Origin of the sequence: Mucilaginibacter sp. (assembly GCF_041663085.1) — a bacterium.
Taxonomy (GTDB): domain Bacteria; phylum Bacteroidota; class Bacteroidia; order Sphingobacteriales; family Sphingobacteriaceae; genus Mucilaginibacter.
The window spans coordinates 1-15,785 of sequence record NZ_JBAZRC010000116.1; the positions used below are offsets into that span (position 1 = coordinate 1).

A 15,785-nucleotide genomic window follows, 5' to 3' on the forward strand; every position below is an offset into this window, starting at 1 on the left:
ATGCGCCTTTATGTCTTTTTCTTAAATTCATTTGCTTGGCTCTTCTAACAGGTCAATAAATTCAATGGCATCGGTTTCCAGTTTCAGTATCACTTTATCAACCATCATATTTAAAATATGGTAGCATACATAGGCAATGATACCTACAAACAAACCTGCTGCCGATGTTACCATTTTTACGTATAAACCACCCGATATAACACCCATACTGATGTTATCGGTTTTTGAGATATCGTAAAAGATCTTGATCACCCCTGCGATAGTTCCCAGGAAACCAAACATGGGCGCTATACCGGCTACTATACCGATGATACCGATGTTCTTTTCCAGTTTTGATACTTCCAGCTTGCCTACGTTTTCTATAGCGCCTTCAATATCTTTTATCGGGCGACCGATACGTAATAAACCTTTTTGCAGCATACGGCCCAGCGGCGAGTTGCTGTTGCGGCAAATAGCAATAGCCGATTGCAGATCGCCGGAGTGGATGCTGCTGCGTACCTGGCTCATTAAATGCGACTCATCTTTTGATGCTTTACGGATGGTGAAAAAACGCTCGAAAAATATAACAAGGCCTAATACGGCCAGTATACCAATAGGCACCATTACCCAACCACCTTTTATCAGCAGGTCGCCAAAGCGTAATTCTTCTTCCGGTATTTTTGCCAGCTGTTGTGTAGCCTGGTGCGCGGTATCAATTATTTTTTGGGTGGTATCTGCTGCAACTTGCAATAATAACATCATAGTGTCTATATAAATCGTGGTGTAAATTTGCAGGCCCTGGTTAAAAGGCCTCTTGTTTTTATTTAATATTATATGGCTGAATATAAGTATCAGCTTCCTTTACTTTTTTTGTACTTAAAATTTTCTCCTGTGCGGCAACTGCTTCAGCCCTGGTAGCGTAAGTGCCTAAGGTAACCTTACGTTTCCTGCCCGGCACATTTTCTAATATCCTTGCCTCTATGCCTAAAGTTTTATAATTTTTTATTGCCCTGTTGGCTTCTTCAATAGTAGCAAATGAGCCTCCTAATATTTCATAACGTGGCCCTGCGATATTATTGTTTGCAGTAGCGGGTGTTTTTGCCAAAGTATCTTTAATTACTGTGGTTTTAGTGGTTGAAATAGTATCTGGCTTAACACTTGTTTTAGCTGTATCTTTCGCGGTGGCAGTGCTATCTTCAGGCTGTTCAACCTTTGCATTAATTACAGCTTCGGTTTTGGTTACCTTATGTTTTGGGGCTTCCAGGTTAAATGCCGATGGATTATACCTGTTTACCAGGTATACAACCAGGCTCGTAAATAATAATGCCAGTACCACAAATGTAATGGTTGAGTTTCTGCTCCTTTTACGGGCCAGATCAACCAGGTAGGCCTCATGCTCTTCATCGGTTTCAAACCGGTATCCGTCGGTTTCTTCCTGTTGCTGAGGCACAGCTACAGGAACTGTATACTCATCTTCAACGGGTGTAGCGGCGGGTTCAGTTACCACAGGTGCGCTGCCTAATTTATGCAGGTTAACAGGTTGGTAACCAAAAAAATCAGGGTCGGTGCTCAAGCCTGTATTTGGGCGGAAGTACAACTGCGAACCCTCGGTATAAAACCAGCCCAGGTCGCCCAGCGCAGTCTCGGCAGATTGTGCCTGCAACTTTATATTGGTGATGAACTTTTCGGTAAAATACTTGGATGATGCCAGCGAGATATTTTTCTTATCTACAATATATTGCGCCAATGTTTCGTCCTCAATATTTTGCGGATCAAACTGTACGCTATAAGTAGGCGGGTATAATTTACCCTCCTTTTCGTTATAGTGGCCGTTTATGCGCGTACGGGCAAAATAACCCAAACCGGGCACACTTACGTCGCCATGTTGCGCTAGCAGTTCGCTTATAAAATAGCCTACATCCATTCGCTAAAAGTACGGATAATTATAAAACATCAAAAAGCTTAAAACGCATAGCCTACGCCACCAAATATATTAAACCCGTAATTTGGGTAATAAACCCATGTTTTGCTGGTAGCATTCAGTATGTTATTTGCCTGCGCAAATACCGAAAACTGTTTGTTTATTTTATAAGTAACACCGCCGCTTAAGTCGGCAAATGATTTAACATTGGTGTAAACAGGGGCAGTAGGCGTACTGGTGGCTAATTGCAATGGGTCCTGTGTTGAACCGCGGAACATTAATGAACCGTTAATGTCAACCTTATCATTCACGTGGATGCTTGCACCCGCGGTAAGGATAAATTTAGGAAGGTTCCATGGCTGTGCTTCGCTGGCCATTTTATAATCTTTAATTTCAACACGGCCGTAAACATTTACGTCTTCGCTTGCTTTAAAATCAAGTTCGCCGTTAAAGCCGCTTACACGCGCATCGCCATTATCATATATTACCTGGTATTTGTTTGTTGTAGCAGCAAAGTTGTTTACAAATAATGGCAGGTTTTTTATGCTGTTGCGATAAATAGCCGCTTTAAAACCAAGGCCCGGTGCCAGTGTGCCTTTTAAGCCCAGTGTGATATCCAACTTATCTACCGAGTTGATCAGATTGATGTTCTCGCCCAGGAAAGGGTTAGTATCCGTAAAATCCCTGATAGAAGCTTTGTTGATATCGCCTTTTGCTTCGGCAAATAAACGTACGTATTTAGGTACCACCTGTAACTCCAGTTTTGCAGCCGGGAAAATGTAAAAACGATCTGACATGCCAAACTCTTTGGCAATGTTTACACCCGCATCTATCTTATAATTATCGCCCTGGAACTTGATGTAAGGGTTGGCCCTAATGATACTGTTGTTATTAGAGTAGGCTATATCCTTTTGCGAACCCAGATCTAACGACGCACTTAAGCCCGCGTAAAATTGCTTAACGGTTTTGTTTAAATAGCCGCTTAAAACAATGTTGCTTTCTTTGGCGCTGTAAGCATTGTTAAATATATAGCCGTTAAACTTGGCTGCATAGGTAAATGCGTTTTCCTCGTCTTTGAAATTCTTGGCTATCTCGCCTTCGGCGCCAATGGTGTTAAAGGTTTGTTTTGCCGGGTCGAAAACAGGGGGAGGGGTTAAATCCTGATCAAGGCCATAGAAATAAGTTTGATGGCGTTTGTAGGTGATACGGCCGCTAAGGGTGTTATCAGTCCCGATGCTTTTACCAAATACACCAATTTCCTGACGGCTATCATTCTGTTTGTTTAAAGAACTGCCTGATTGCGCCAGGTGTTTTACATAACCGCCAACCTGTAGGGCTTCATCTTTACCGTTGCCAAAGTAAGCTTCTCCAAAGGTGGTTTTCATACTACCAATACCGGCTTTTGCGTAATTATTATACTGGGTAGAATCCTGCTCTTGCGGCCTTTTCATGGCATCAAGCTGGCGTATATTATTATCCTGTGCCAGTTTTTTATCTAACGGGGTGTAGCTTAAAGGTGCCTTGTATGGCATTTTATCTTCCAGATCGGGGTTACGGCGAATTTTTACCGCCTCTGCCAATACCGGTTTGTATGATGTGGTTACCACAATCTCTTCGGCAAGGCTGCTATTGTTGTTGGGTGCGTTATTTTGCCCGCCTTTTTTGGTGGTATCGGCGGCCTGCACTTTAGATGCCGCGTCGCCCAGTGTTTTTGCATTAGCCTTTTTGGTGGTTGCCGGTTTGGCCGCAGGTTTTTTTGCGGTTTTTGCCGGTTGTTTCTTATCTGTCGTCTTCTTTGTTTGTGCGCTGGCAGGAACAAAGTAAAATACCGTTAAAAAGGTAAGCAGTGCTATGGTGTATTTTAAATTCATTGCTTGTCTTGTTCTATTGTTCTTTGTTTTCCTGTGTAGTTGGTTCTGTTTTAGCAGGCTCGGTTGTGGCCGGCTTCTCCTGTTCTGCCGGTTTGGTCTCTTCTACCGGTTTGGTTTCTTCCACCGGTTTTTTATCGGCAGGTTTTTCCTGTTGTTTGGCTTTTTGCGGCTCAAGCACATTCATTTTCTGGCGGGCGGTGGTTAGTATATCATCATCGCCTTTGTAATTGTCCATAATACTTTGCAGTGTGGCCTTGGCCTGGAAATTGTCTTTTAAACCAACATAGTTATCGGCCAGTAAGATGTAGGTTTTAGCCACCCAGTAATCGTAGTTAGGCAAATCCTTCACCAAATCGAAACAGGTTTTTTGCGATGTTTTATACTTGCCTTGTAAATACTCTACATTGGCAATATTGTATTTAGCCTCGGCTGCCGCTATGGTTTTGGTATTGGTAACTGTGTAGTTCAACTCTTTTACAGCTGCAGTGGTATCGCCGCGTTGTAAGTAGGCTTTACCGGCATACAACCCGGTTTTAAATTTATCCTCTTGTGATGTTTTCTCGTTATCGCGTACAAGCTTAACGTACTTAAGCACATCATCGGCCATATTTATCTGCGAGTAGCATAACAATAAGTTGTTTACCGCGAAGGTGTAATCGGCCTTATACTCAGAATTGGTTTCCAGCCTTTTCAGGAACACGATGGCATCGTTATATTTCTTCTGGCTCATGTACAACTTAGCCATACTGATCAACGCTTTTTCGCTGTAAGTGCTTGTCCAGTCGTTCAGGATAACGTTGTAATCAACAACAGCTTCGTCTGCTTTGCCCAGGTTGGCTAAACCCTGTGCGCGTATAAACCTTGCCTGTTTCTCGTAGATCTGCTTGGTTGGGAATTTATCAAAGTAAGCATTAACCGCATTCACCGTTCCCTGCCAGTCGCCTTTTAAATAAAGGTTGTTGGCGGCGGTTATCATAATGTTTTCCTGCTCAGAAGTGCTGTAATTACCAATAGCAGTTGAGTTGGCATAGGTTAAGAACGACCCAGCATCACCTTTATCAGTGTAGATCTTTTCAACCTGTTTCAGCGCCTGTTTGGCTTCGTCCGAAGAGGAGTAATCTGATACCACTTTTTTGAACGATTCTGTTGCCAGGTCATCATTGCCTGCATTATAGTCTATCAAACCGATAGTAGTGTAAGCACGTGGTACGTAACTGCTGTGCGGGTACTTCTGTATCATGGCGGTCAGATCTGATTTTGCACGCTCTCCGTCATTTTTAAGGAAGTAGGCATAGGCTATCTCAAATGCAGAGTCATCAGCATAATCCGAATTTGGGAACTGGCTCAACAGGCCGTTCAGCGTTGCTATTTTGGCATCAGGGTTACCCTGCAATCCCTGGATAATACCACGTTGAAACAATGCGTATTCCTGGCCCTGGCTGTGGCGGGCAATAATTTTATTATAATTATCTAAGGCGCTGCCATAGCTTTTCATCCCAAAATAACTATCGCCCAAACGGCTTATCGCATCGTTTTCTGTAGCCTGGTCTTTTACGTCACCCCGCAAAAACTTCTCGAAGTATTTGGCGGCTTTGCTGTACTGCTCATCATAAAAGGCCGCATAAGCCAATGCGTAGTTGGCAAAGTTGGCAACTACGGTTTCTTTAGCTTCGGGCATAGCCAAAAATTGCTCAAAATTTTCAACAGATTCGGTGTACTTGCGTACCTCGTACATCGATTCGGCCATCCAATAGAGGGTTAAGGCCTGTACTTTGGTATCAACAGGATTACGTAACGACCTTAAGAAAATACCTATTGCGTTCTCAAAAGCACGCTCGTTATAAAATTCTAAACCGCGGTAATAGGTTACTTTTTGATAGGCAATCTGTGCGCTTTCAGATTTATTTGGTATCGGTTCCAGTATCTCAACTGCTTCTTTATAATTTTTAGAGTTTAACAACGCTTCGCCCAACAAAATCTTCACCTCGTCGGTACGCGGAGCACGCGGATAATTCTTTAAGTACGTGCGTGTGGCAACAAGTGCTTCGTTATTAAAATCAAGCTCGTACGATAATTTGGCGTACTGGTAAAGTGCATCCTCTTGTAACTGCTTGTCATAATTCAACCTTGATGCCGTGAGGAAAGCGTTACGGGCGCTTTGCTTATTGTTCATTTTAAGGAACACATCACCTAAAGTATAACTACCGCTTTGGCTGTAATTGTCGTTTTGTGCAACAAGCTTCTCCAATATGCTGGCGGCTTTGCCGTTATTGCCTACCTTGTAATAGGCATAGCCCATTTGGTAGCTATCCTGTGTGTTTTGGGTGCGGCCCTGGTCGGCATCTTCAAAACGGCTGTAATATTCAACCGCTTTATCATAATTGGCCTTTGCAAAGTACGATGCACCAATAATGCGCAGCATCTCGGTTTCATTTTGCTGTTTGGTGCTGTTAATGATAGGGATGGCGTAGCTAATAACATCATCATAGCGTTTGTCTAAAAAGTAAACGGCTGTGATATAATATGGATAGCTGTTCTCGTATTTTTTTGAATTTTTTAGTTTCTCGAAATTTACAAGCGCCAGGTGGTAGTCTTTATTTAAATAGGCAATGTAAGCAAAGTAATAAGTAGCATCATCCATAAAAGGTGACCGCTTGTTTTTTACTTCGGCGAATAATAACTGCGCATTTTTATAATCGTTGGTAACAAAATACGCGTAACCTTTCCTGAATTTGTATTCGGTGTTTTGCGCGCCGTTAAGGTCAACAGCATCAACTTTATTAAACCAAACCAAAGCTTCGTCATATTTGCCCTGTTTAAAGTATGATTTACCCACCTGGAAATAAGCCTGCTTGGTTAGCGGGTTTTCGGGGTGTTCTTTAATAAAACGGGTAAGCCTGCTTTCGGCATCATCGTTTCCCAGTTCAAGGGCGCATACAGCTTCGTAATATTGCGCGTTCTCTTTTAACAGGGATAGTTCAGATTCAAATTTTGATTGCTCGCCGGTTTTTAACCTGGTTTGTTCAACCAGACGATACTGTTCGGCTGCGGCTGCGTATTTACCCATAGCCATCAGGTTGTTCGCATTTTGGTAAGTGCGATTAGTATGGAACGATGGGTTTTGCTGCGCCAGCGTTGGCAGGGCTAAAAATACCGGTGCAATTAAGGTAATGTATTTAAGTTTGATCATAAAGCGCATTAATGATGGTGCTAAATTAGCTAAACGCAAAAATGCAATCCACATTAGTAATTAACAAATGTGGATAAGCACTTTTTTTAAACGACGCTGAATATACCCATGGTATGCTTGTGGAAAACTTTAAATAACCTTATTAACTTACCATATAGTTATTATTAGGTTATTGCCTGTATGCGTAAAAATATTTAACACAGCTAACCGTTTGGGTATTAATATGCTAAAAAGTGGATTTTGTAACATGGTATTATTGGGTTTGTTTGTATGCATATCGGCATTTAAAGCCGGTACACAGCCGATTACCTATATAACGCTGCAAAACCAGGCGTTAAGTATCACCCCTAAAGAATTTTACATAGCCGCTGTTGATGACGGGCGTAAAGAGAATAACCATATTGGCAAACTACAGCCTTATGCCAACAATCCCGGTAAGCAAACAGAGGTTTATGATATTGATGTTAAAGGCGGCATAGCGGCCATTAAAAACTTTGTAACATATGCCTTACCGGTTGATAAAAGCAAACGCCCGGTTATTGTAAAACTTACCACCTTATATGTTACCGAAGGCCCCGCTAACAACGGGTTGGTTAAGGGAGACATTAAGCTAACGGCATTTTTTTACCTGCAAAAGGGAGACGATGCCGTACACCTTGTTAATTATAATACCAATACCACTTACAGCCGTAAGGCTGGCCCCGCGCAACAAATTGAACCTTTGTTAAGAAGCGCATTAAGCAATAGCCTGGTTTATATAAATAACTGGATGAACGCGCAGGCCGGTATCAACATTATGCTGGCAAAGGCTGTTAAAGTTTCTTTTACAGATTATAATGAAGCTGTAAAAGGGGATACCATATATTATAGTATTAACCGCCCTTTAACCTGGGCCGATTTTAAGGGGAAGCAACATAACGGTACCCGGAACGGTGCAGAGGTATTTGCCAGTATGGGTTATGATGAGCATGTAAGCGTAAGCAATAGTACTGTAAATGTTACCCTTGCTATTAAGGTGTATATACCCAAAATCGCAAGTTGGGTTAGCCCGGGCGCGGTAAACGCAAATAGCCTTAACCACGAGCAGCGGCATTTTGATATTGCCAAACTGGTAGCCGAACATTTTAAACAGAATGTTATGCGGGAAAAATTACCACCCGATAATTACGATGGTACCATAAATATGGCTTACCTGGATGCTTTGCGAGAGCTGCACGATATGCAAAAGAAGTATGATGCAGAAACTGCTCATAGTACGAATGCTTACCAGCAACAGTTATGGAACAACAGGATAGATGATCAATTATCTGCGCTGGGGGTAAAGAAAAAAGCCCTTTAAGCTGCAGCCGATGGAGTTAACTGCTTTTTGATAGAATCGAGCAGTACGTTAATATCAAATGGCTTGGCAACAAAATCGTTAGGGCCATTCTCTTGTTTTAAACTATCAGCTATGTTATGGCTTGCAGAGATCATGATAACGGGTATTTTGTGAGTAGCTGCCTGCCTTTTAACTTCTTTACAAAGTTCTCGGCCATCCATATTACCCAGCATAATATCAAGGAGTATAAGGTCGGGGTGTTTGTCCCGTATAGTATCCATTAATTGGCGTCCGTCAGAAAGAGTGTCTACTTTATAACCCGAATCTTCCAGTATAAATTGCAGTACCTCTAGTATGTCATGGTCATCGTCTACAGCTAAAATCCGTCTCATGTATGTATCAATAAGTATCTGTATATAATATGGTTACTTAATAGCAATACTTATACCAAAAAGCTGCAAAGTAAAGTCTAATCGGATTTTTTTATGATATACCTCGCTTTTTTGCAGTTGGCGCAGAAGTATCTTTTTAAGGGTAAAAAGAAAAATATGTTTTTGATGAACCAGTTTCTGTGGAGCTGGTGATGAAATAAATTGCCGCATTTTGGACAATGCGTGCTTGATACTTTCGCAGAGTGACTCAATGTTATGTGCTTATATATGTTTAAAATAGATGTTTTATAATATACGAACTGTATTAATAAATAGTTTGCTGTGTGTTTATTTTATATGACTTTTAGGATTGTTAATGTTACGGTTGTGCCATATTTAACAACTGAAGATAATTTAATCTGAATATGTTTTTATTAGTCATTTTGTTCATTTATAAGCTTTTCAGATCCCGATTTGTATAAGCCCATTCTTTTTCGATATTAAAATACTGTTAAAAAATTGTATTGTAAAATTTAGAAACTAAATGTTCGTAGCAATTAAAAACACGGGCCGAAAGGAAATTTCTGCCCGTGTTTTATTTAGTGAGGATTAATATCCAAATATTTGTTTCATGTCTGGCTTTAAAAGTTCGCCATATTTTTTAAGGTCGTCTTCGGTAACACGTTTGTCTGAAGCCACTATACAATAGGTGTATGGCTTAGCTTTCAATTCGTAATCATGAAAAGCATTAAGATCGGTATAGGTGATCTTACCAACGGTTTCAAATACGTTTTTCCTGATGTCGTAATTCAGCCCTTTGCGTTGCGCGGCCAAATAATTAAACAATATCCCATCCTGGGTAATACGGTCTGTTTCTATCGATTTGTGGATGTTTTCCCTTGCCGATTTAAAGGCCTCGGTAGATTCGGGCATTTTGTTCAATAGCTCATTCATGGCAGGTATCGCTTCATTCATCTTATCTGCTTGTGTACCTACATAGGCCACAAAGCTGTTGCTGTCTTCTTTCTTCTGCGATTCTATATAATAAGCATAGGTTGAATAGGCCAATGCTTTTGATTCGCGGATGTTCTGGAAAACAATTGAACTGATGCCGCCGCCAAAGTAATTGTTAAACAATTCAATAGTTGGTGCCTTAGCCGCGTCGTACGCATCTTCGTTACGTATCCATTGTATCTCGGCCTGTACCATATCGTAGTTGCCAAACAGTACAGTGTTTTTATCGGCTTTTACGCGGGTAAATATTTTTGCGGCCGGGTAGGGCGTAAAGGTGGCCGGTGTTTTATGCAGTTTGGTTAAAGCAGCGCCTGCCTGTATCGCGGTTTGCGGGCCATAGTATAATATGGTGTGTTTGTAATTAACCAGGCTGTGCAGTATAGCTACCAGGTCGTCGGCCTTAATGTTATCAATTTCCTCGTCGGTTAATACATAATTGAACGGGTTTTGAGGGCCGTACTGTGCATAACTTACAAGGCCCTGCATAATAGCGCCTTTGTTAAGCTTAAAGTTCTCTCTCGATCTTTTTAGGCGGGCTTTTAAACCGGTTAATGCCTTTTCATCGGCTTTGCAATTGGCCAGCAAATTTTCAAAAAGGGTTACCGAGGCACCAAAGTTTTCCTGCAGGCCGTTAATGCTGATGGTTGCATTTTCGGTAGCTGCGCTAACGTTAAATGCCGATGCCAGCTTGTAAAACGCCTTGCTGATATCTTCGGCGCTTAGTTTATCGGTGCCTAAAAATTGCAGGTACTGGGCAGCTATTGGTAACATTTTATTGTTCCAGCTCCCCATATCATAACGGTAATACAAGCGGAAGATGCTGTTATCCTTGTTTTGTACAGCTAATACATCTACCGGGCCTGCTTTTGCGCGTTGGATATCCTTATTATAATCAAGCCAAACGGGTTGTACAGGGGTGGCTGGTATGGCGTTGATCATTTTTACATAGGCCGATTGTTCACCTGCGTTCACCTCAACCGGGGTTATAGGTGGTTTTTCAACCTTAATAATATTTTTATCGGCGCCCTGGTGTTTGTAAACAATTACAAAGTTGTTGTCCTTTAAGTATTTGTTAGCAAAGGCGACGATCTGCGGTTTGGTTACTTTTGATAGTTCGCTGATAGAAGCCACATCTGTACGCCAGTCAACGCCCGATGTAAAATCGTCCATCAGGTTGCTTGCGCGCTGGTTGTAGCTTTCGTCCTGCTCTATTTTGCTTTTTTTGTAGTTGTTTACGATAGATTGGATCAGGTCGTCAGAGAACTCGCCTTTGCGTAGTTTATCAATTTCGCCCAGCATTAAAGCTTTCACATCGTCTAACGACTGGCCTTTAACCGGCGTACCGCGTAAAACAAGTACGCTGTAGTCTTTTAAAGTATTGGCCGATGCAAATGCGCTTAGTAGTTTTTGTTTTTTGGTTAGGTCGAGGTCAAATAAGCCGGCCTTGCCATTGGTTAACAATGAACCCACAAGGCTTAATAAACGGGCATCGCGGGTGCTTGCCCCCGGGAAACGGTAAGCAATGGTCAGGTTCTCGGGGTTAGGGCCATAAACATCACGCTGAACAGGTGCGGTAATAGGCGCCTCTGGTGCATATTTGTATGGCGGCACGGTAGTAGGCTTCATATAATTGAAATGCTGTGCCACTTTTTTAATCATCACATCGGGGTTAAAATCGCCCGACAGGATAACGCCCATGTTATTAGGTACGTAATAGTTATAATAGTACTTGCGGATAGCTTTTAACGATGGGTTTTTTAAATGCTCAATAGTACCAATGGTGGTTTGTTTACCATAGTTATTATTGGGGAACAGGGCTTCGAACATAGCTTCCTGCACCTTGCTGGGGTCGCTGTCAAGCCCACGGTTTTTTTCTTCGTACACGGCTTCTAATTCCGTGTGGAAGATGCGCAGTACCGGCATGCGGAAGCGCTCGCCCTGCATGGTCAAAAATTTATCGATTGATGAGCTTGGGATATCCTCTGTATAAACAGTTTGCTCAAACGATGTAAAGGCGTTACTGTTTTGGCCGCCCATGCCGGTCATCATTTTATCATACTCGTTGGCGATGGCAAATTTTGCCGCCTCGCCCGATGTTTTATCTATCTGTTTGTAGATCTCTTTACGCTTAGCCTCGTCTTTGGTAGAGTTGTACTGCTCGTAAAGCTCGTCTATCTGGTCAAGCAGTGGTTTTTCTTTTGCCCAGTTAAGTGAGCCAAACTTGTTGGTACCTTTAAACATCATGTGTTCCAGGTAGTGGGCAAGGCCGGTATGGTCGGCCGGGTCGGTTTTGCTGCCCGCTTTTACGGCAATGTAAGCCTGTATACGGGGCTGTTTTGCGGTGGGGCTAAGTATAACCGTAAGCCCGTTCTTTAAGGTGTAAAAACGCGAGTGGGTTGGGTCGCCGGTTACATATTTATAGGTATACCCACCAGATGTAGCCGTTTTCCAGGCATTGATAGTTTGTGCCGATGACTGGCTTGCGTAGCCGCCTATCAGCAACAAAATGAGCGATAATTTTAATTTCATGTTAATAGTTTAAGAGATAAATATAAGTAAGCCCTTTAACTATTTACTTAGGTGGGAATATAAAAGTGTAAATACTGGCCCTGCTTAACAATAAAGTTACGAACAGGCGGGAGCTACAATGCAAAAAGTCCCGCTTTTTGGGCGGGACTTTTTGCATTACCTGAATGAGTATTACACCCAAAGATTGCTTGGGTAAGTACCATTCTCTACCAGTTCTGATATTGATTTTTGAACGATAGGTTTATCTTCTTTATAAGTTACACCAAACCATTTGTTGGCAGTAGGGATAACTTTAAATGCAGCAGTCCCGTTTTTGATCAGGTTATCAGCCACCAGTGGGATAAAGAACTCTGATTTTGGGTTGGTTTTGTTCTCTTCAACAAATTTTTTGAACAGGTCTTCGCTTTGTTTAAAAACCGCCGGGGTAAAGCCCCAAAAATTCATAGATACGCGTGTGTCATTACTTAATGGATGTTCGCCTGTTGTATCTCTGTAAGCAACGCTGCCATCTTCTTTAAAGTAAACTTCGGTACGCTCGGTTACTTCGGTCATATTACCATTGGCATCAACCGCGCAAACACCGCGTGATACGGTACCGTAGTCTGATAAAGTTTTATCTATTTGGTAACCGATAATAGCGTATTGGTCGTCTGATACCTCGGTATTCAGAAATTTGGCCATTTTATCAAAAGCATCAAAACCATAAAAGTCATCGGCGTTTATAACGCAGAAAGGCTCGTGTACCTGGTTGCGTGCAGCTAAAACAGCATGCGCGGTACCCCATGGTTTTGCACGTTCAATTTTTTCATGTATACCAAAAGGCTCCAGGTCAAAACTTTGGTAAACGTAATCAGTTTCAATACGGCCTTTTAATTTTGGCTCAAATATGGCTTTAAATGGCTCGGCAAACTCCTCACGGATGATAAAGCTAACTTTTCCAAAACCTGCTTTAATAGCATCGTAAATAGAATAGTCGATAATGGTTTCGCCGTTAGGGCCAAAGCCATCTACTTGTTTCATGCTGCCATAGCGGCTGGCCATTCCTGCGGCCAAAATTAATAATGTAGGTTTCATTCTAAAATTTGGGGTATAGGTGTATGTTGTTATACACAAAGATTTATTGTGTATAAAAGTTTTAAAAATTATTTAATGTACCTGAAATCCTGGCCGTTTTTAATATTTAATAAACATTCATATATCAAACGGATAACGTTATCTACATCCTCCTTGTGGATCATCTCAACAGTGGTGTGCATATAGCGCAGCGGTAAAGATATTAAGGCCGATGGCACGCCATCATTTGAGTAAGCAAACGCATCGGTATCTGTACCTGTTGAGCGTGATGACGCCTGGCGCTGAAACGGTATGCCCGCTTTTTGTGCCGATTCTATAAGCAATTTATTCAGGTTGTTTTGTACCGCAGGGGCGTATGATATAACCGGGCCTTTACCGCAGGCCAGGTCGCCCTGGGTTATTTTGCTGATCATCGGGGTGCCGGTATCATGCGTAACATCGGTAACAATAGCTACGTTTGGTTTAATGCGGTGTGCTATCATTTCGGCTCCACGCAGGCCAATCTCTTCCTGTACGGCGTTAACAATATATAAACCGAAAGGAAGCTTAACCTTGTTCTCTTTTAATAAACGCGCAACCTCGGCTATCATAAAACCACCTGCGCGGTTATCCAATGCACGGCCAACGTAATAGCGGTTGTTCAGTATCATAAACTCATCCTCGTAAGTAATAACGCAACCTACGTGGATACCCAGTGCCTCAACCTCTTCTTTGCTGGTGCAACCACAATCTAAAAAGATGTTTTTCAGAGTAGGCGCTTCTTCCTTTTCGCCGCCTAAGCGGGTATGTATTGCAGGCCAGCCAAATACCGCTTTTACAATGCCGTTATCGGTATGGATATCCACACGTTTCGACGGGGCTATCTGATGGTCACTACCGCCATTACGGATAACGTAGATCAAACCATCGTTTGTGATATAGTTTACAAACCACGAGATCTCATCGGCATGCGCCTCAATAACCACCTTGTATTCGGCTTTTGGGTTGATAACACCAACCGCTGTGCCGTAATTATCTACAAAATGATCGTCAATGTAAGGCTTTAAATAATCAAGCCAAAGCTGCTGGCCTTTCCACTCAAAACCGGTTGGAGAAGGGTTATTGATGTATTTTTCAAAAAATGCTAATGATGCTTCGTTTACTATGGCCGGTTTTTGTTCGGCCTCTGGTTTCTTTTTTGCCATGTGTTGTATATAATAACGCTACCAGGGGGAGGGTAGCCGTGGGCAAATATAATAAAGCTGTTGATAATGAAGCAATATCTGTGTAAAGCAGTAAAACCTTATTTATTACTTAACATTCACTTTACAGTGTAACCTCACCTTTGCGGCGTAATAATAAGATCAGTTAATTTAGTTAGTTAATAAAGGTCAGTTTGCGCAAGGCAGGCTGATCTTTTTTTATTTTGAGGGGAGGCTTTTCTGCATGATGATGTAATCAAAGCCGTTTTTATGAAATTTACTGCCTGTTTCGCTAAAGCCATTTTTGGCATAAAACCCCGTTGCCGACAGGCGCGCGTTGCACCAAAGCCTTGTACCGTTCTCGCGTTCGGTAAAGCCGGTAATATAATTCAATAACTGTGTGCCAATACCTTGTTTTTGCACATCACTGATCACGGCAAACTTACGAAACTGCCAGTCGGTGCCGTTTTGAAACAACGATACCACACCAACCAGCACATTATCGTTAAAAGCCCCAAAGTGATAACCATGGTTATCCTCCTCTATTTCCATATCATGCAGGTACCTGCCCGGATACAATATGTCCCTGCGCAGGCGCCAGGTTAGGTGAGGGGTTATTTGTTCGATAGAGAGCATGGTAATGTTGATTTCGAATTTCGAATGTTCAAGTTCGAATTTATGCAAATTTAGTAATTATCATTTCATTGCCGTTGGCTTTAGCCAACGGATAAAAAACTAAATAAACCGGCTTTAGCCGCAATAATTTAACTATGTAGGAATGATACTCCATCCATAATTAGTCAAGAATTCTTCAACTTCTTCATTGAATGACTTTTTGGAATGGTGTGTTTCCTCCGCTACCGCAAGCGTCCCGCTTGTGGTAGCATGCTTAGTATACACCTTGCATCCTTAACCAGGTTATTATATTCCTAAACCCACAAGCGGGACGCTTGCGGTAGCGGAGCTATATATCGCTTTGCTAAACCCCTCCCTGCACCCTCCCGCTGGGAGGGAATCACACGAGGCCCCTGCTTTGCATTTTTACTTCCTACAAAGGGATATTCCCATGCTTTTTCTTTGGGTTGTTCACCACTTTATTCTCCAGCATTTTAAAGGCGTGGATCAGCTTTATGCGGGTTTCTGCCGGGGCAATTACCTCGTCAATAAAACCACGCTCGGCGGCACGGTATGGGTTGGCGAAGATGGTTGCATATTGCTCTTCCTTTTCGCGCCATTTGGCTTCCGGGTCTTCGGCGGCGGTTATCTCTCGTTTAAAGATGATCTCGGCAGCGCCTTTGGCACCCATTACGGCTATCTCTGCACTTGGCCAGGCGTAG

General features: G+C 42.3%; 11 protein-coding genes. 1 reads left to right on the forward strand and 10 read right to left on the reverse strand.

All coding sequences use genetic code 11. The features are described 5' to 3' along the window. Positions 1 to 27: 27 nt before the first annotated feature. From WC615_RS17605 to WC615_RS17620, 4 genes are read right to left on the reverse strand one after another with little or no spacing between them, the layout of a single operon-like run. The gene (locus WC615_RS17605) at positions 28 to 741 is read right to left on the reverse strand and encodes a MotA/TolQ/ExbB proton channel family protein (RefSeq protein ID WP_372979386.1); all 714 of its coding nucleotides are present in this window, start codon (positions 739 to 741) and stop codon (positions 28 to 30) included. A 58-nt stretch (positions 742 to 799) separates the two neighbouring features. Further along, a complete protein-coding gene (locus WC615_RS17610) occupies positions 800 to 1,903 on the reverse strand; it encodes an SPOR domain-containing protein (protein WP_372979387.1) in 1,104 nt (367 codons plus the stop codon). A 38-nt stretch (positions 1,904 to 1,941) separates the two neighbouring features. Then, positions 1,942 to 3,771 (reverse strand): TonB-dependent receptor domain-containing protein, encoded by a 1,830-nt coding sequence (locus WC615_RS17615; RefSeq protein WP_372979388.1) that lies wholly within the window; start codon positions 3,769 to 3,771, stop codon positions 1,942 to 1,944. A 13-nt stretch (positions 3,772 to 3,784) separates the two neighbouring features. Then, positions 3,785 to 7,015: a tetratricopeptide repeat protein gene (locus WC615_RS17620; RefSeq protein WP_372979389.1), complete on the reverse strand. Its 3,231-nt coding sequence runs from the start codon at positions 7,013 to 7,015 to the stop codon at positions 3,785 to 3,787. 169 nt (positions 7,016 to 7,184) lie between these two features. On the opposite strand from WC615_RS17620, the gene WC615_RS17625 reads away from it, so the two are divergent. After that, complete coding sequence (locus tag WC615_RS17625) at positions 7,185 to 8,300, forward strand: hypothetical protein (RefSeq protein ID WP_372979390.1); 1,116 nt, start codon at positions 7,185 to 7,187, stop codon at positions 8,298 to 8,300. On the opposite strand, the gene WC615_RS17630 is transcribed toward WC615_RS17625, so the two are convergent. The 6 genes from WC615_RS17630 to WC615_RS17655 form a co-directional block, all read right to left on the reverse strand. Next, the gene (locus WC615_RS17630; RefSeq protein ID WP_372979391.1) at positions 8,297 to 8,671 is read right to left on the reverse strand and encodes a PleD family two-component system response regulator; all 375 of its coding nucleotides are present in this window, start codon (positions 8,669 to 8,671) and stop codon (positions 8,297 to 8,299) included. The genes WC615_RS17625 and WC615_RS17630 overlap by 4 nt on opposite strands. 588 nt (positions 8,672 to 9,259) lie before the next feature. Further along, positions 9,260 to 12,193 (reverse strand): insulinase family protein, encoded by a 2,934-nt coding sequence (locus WC615_RS17635; RefSeq protein WP_372979392.1) that lies wholly within the window; start codon positions 12,191 to 12,193, stop codon positions 9,260 to 9,262. 171 nt (positions 12,194 to 12,364) lie between these two features. Next, positions 12,365 to 13,267, reverse strand: coding sequence for an NDP-sugar synthase (locus tag WC615_RS17640; RefSeq protein WP_372979393.1), 903 nt, complete (start codon positions 13,265 to 13,267; stop codon positions 12,365 to 12,367). Positions 13,268 to 13,335: 68 nt separating this feature from the next. After that, complete coding sequence (locus WC615_RS17645; protein ID WP_372979394.1) at positions 13,336 to 14,451, reverse strand: M42 family metallopeptidase; 1,116 nt, start codon at positions 14,449 to 14,451, stop codon at positions 13,336 to 13,338. A 216-nt stretch (positions 14,452 to 14,667) separates the two neighbouring features. Continuing rightward, positions 14,668 to 15,132: a GNAT family N-acetyltransferase gene (locus WC615_RS17650; protein WP_372979395.1), complete on the reverse strand. Its 465-nt coding sequence runs from the start codon at positions 15,130 to 15,132 to the stop codon at positions 14,668 to 14,670. 364 nt (positions 15,133 to 15,496) lie between these two features. After that, positions 15,497 to 15,785 (reverse strand): carboxyl transferase domain-containing protein (locus tag WC615_RS17655; RefSeq protein ID WP_372979396.1); only part of this gene is annotated, 289 nt, incomplete at its 5' end.

Excerpts from the sequence above, each read along its gene's own strand:
- WC615_RS17605 (WP_372979386.1), bottom strand. The coding sequence starts at position 741 with ATGATGTTATTATTGCAAGTTGCAGCAGATACCACCCAAAAAATAATT.
- WC615_RS17615 (WP_372979388.1), bottom strand. The coding sequence starts at position 3,771 with ATGAATTTAAAATACACCATAGCACTGCTTACCTTTTTAACGGTATTT.
- WC615_RS17620 (WP_372979389.1), bottom strand. The coding sequence starts at position 7,015 with ATGTGGATTGCATTTTTGCGTTTAGCTAATTTAGCACCATCATTAATG.
- WC615_RS17640 (WP_372979393.1), bottom strand. The coding sequence starts at position 13,267 with ATGAAACCTACATTATTAATTTTGGCCGCAGGAATGGCCAGCCGCTAT.
- WC615_RS17635 (WP_372979392.1), bottom strand. The coding sequence starts at position 12,193 with ATGAAATTAAAATTATCGCTCATTTTGTTGCTGATAGGCGGCTACGCA.
- WC615_RS17625 (WP_372979390.1), top strand. The coding sequence starts at position 7,185 with ATGCTAAAAAGTGGATTTTGTAACATGGTATTATTGGGTTTGTTTGTA.
- WC615_RS17630 (WP_372979391.1), bottom strand. The coding sequence starts at position 8,671 with ATGAGACGGATTTTAGCTGTAGACGATGACCATGACATACTAGAGGTA.
- WC615_RS17610 (WP_372979387.1), bottom strand. The coding sequence starts at position 1,903 with ATGGATGTAGGCTATTTTATAAGCGAACTGCTAGCGCAACATGGCGAC.
- WC615_RS17645 (WP_372979394.1), bottom strand. The coding sequence starts at position 14,451 with ATGGCAAAAAAGAAACCAGAGGCCGAACAAAAACCGGCCATAGTAAAC.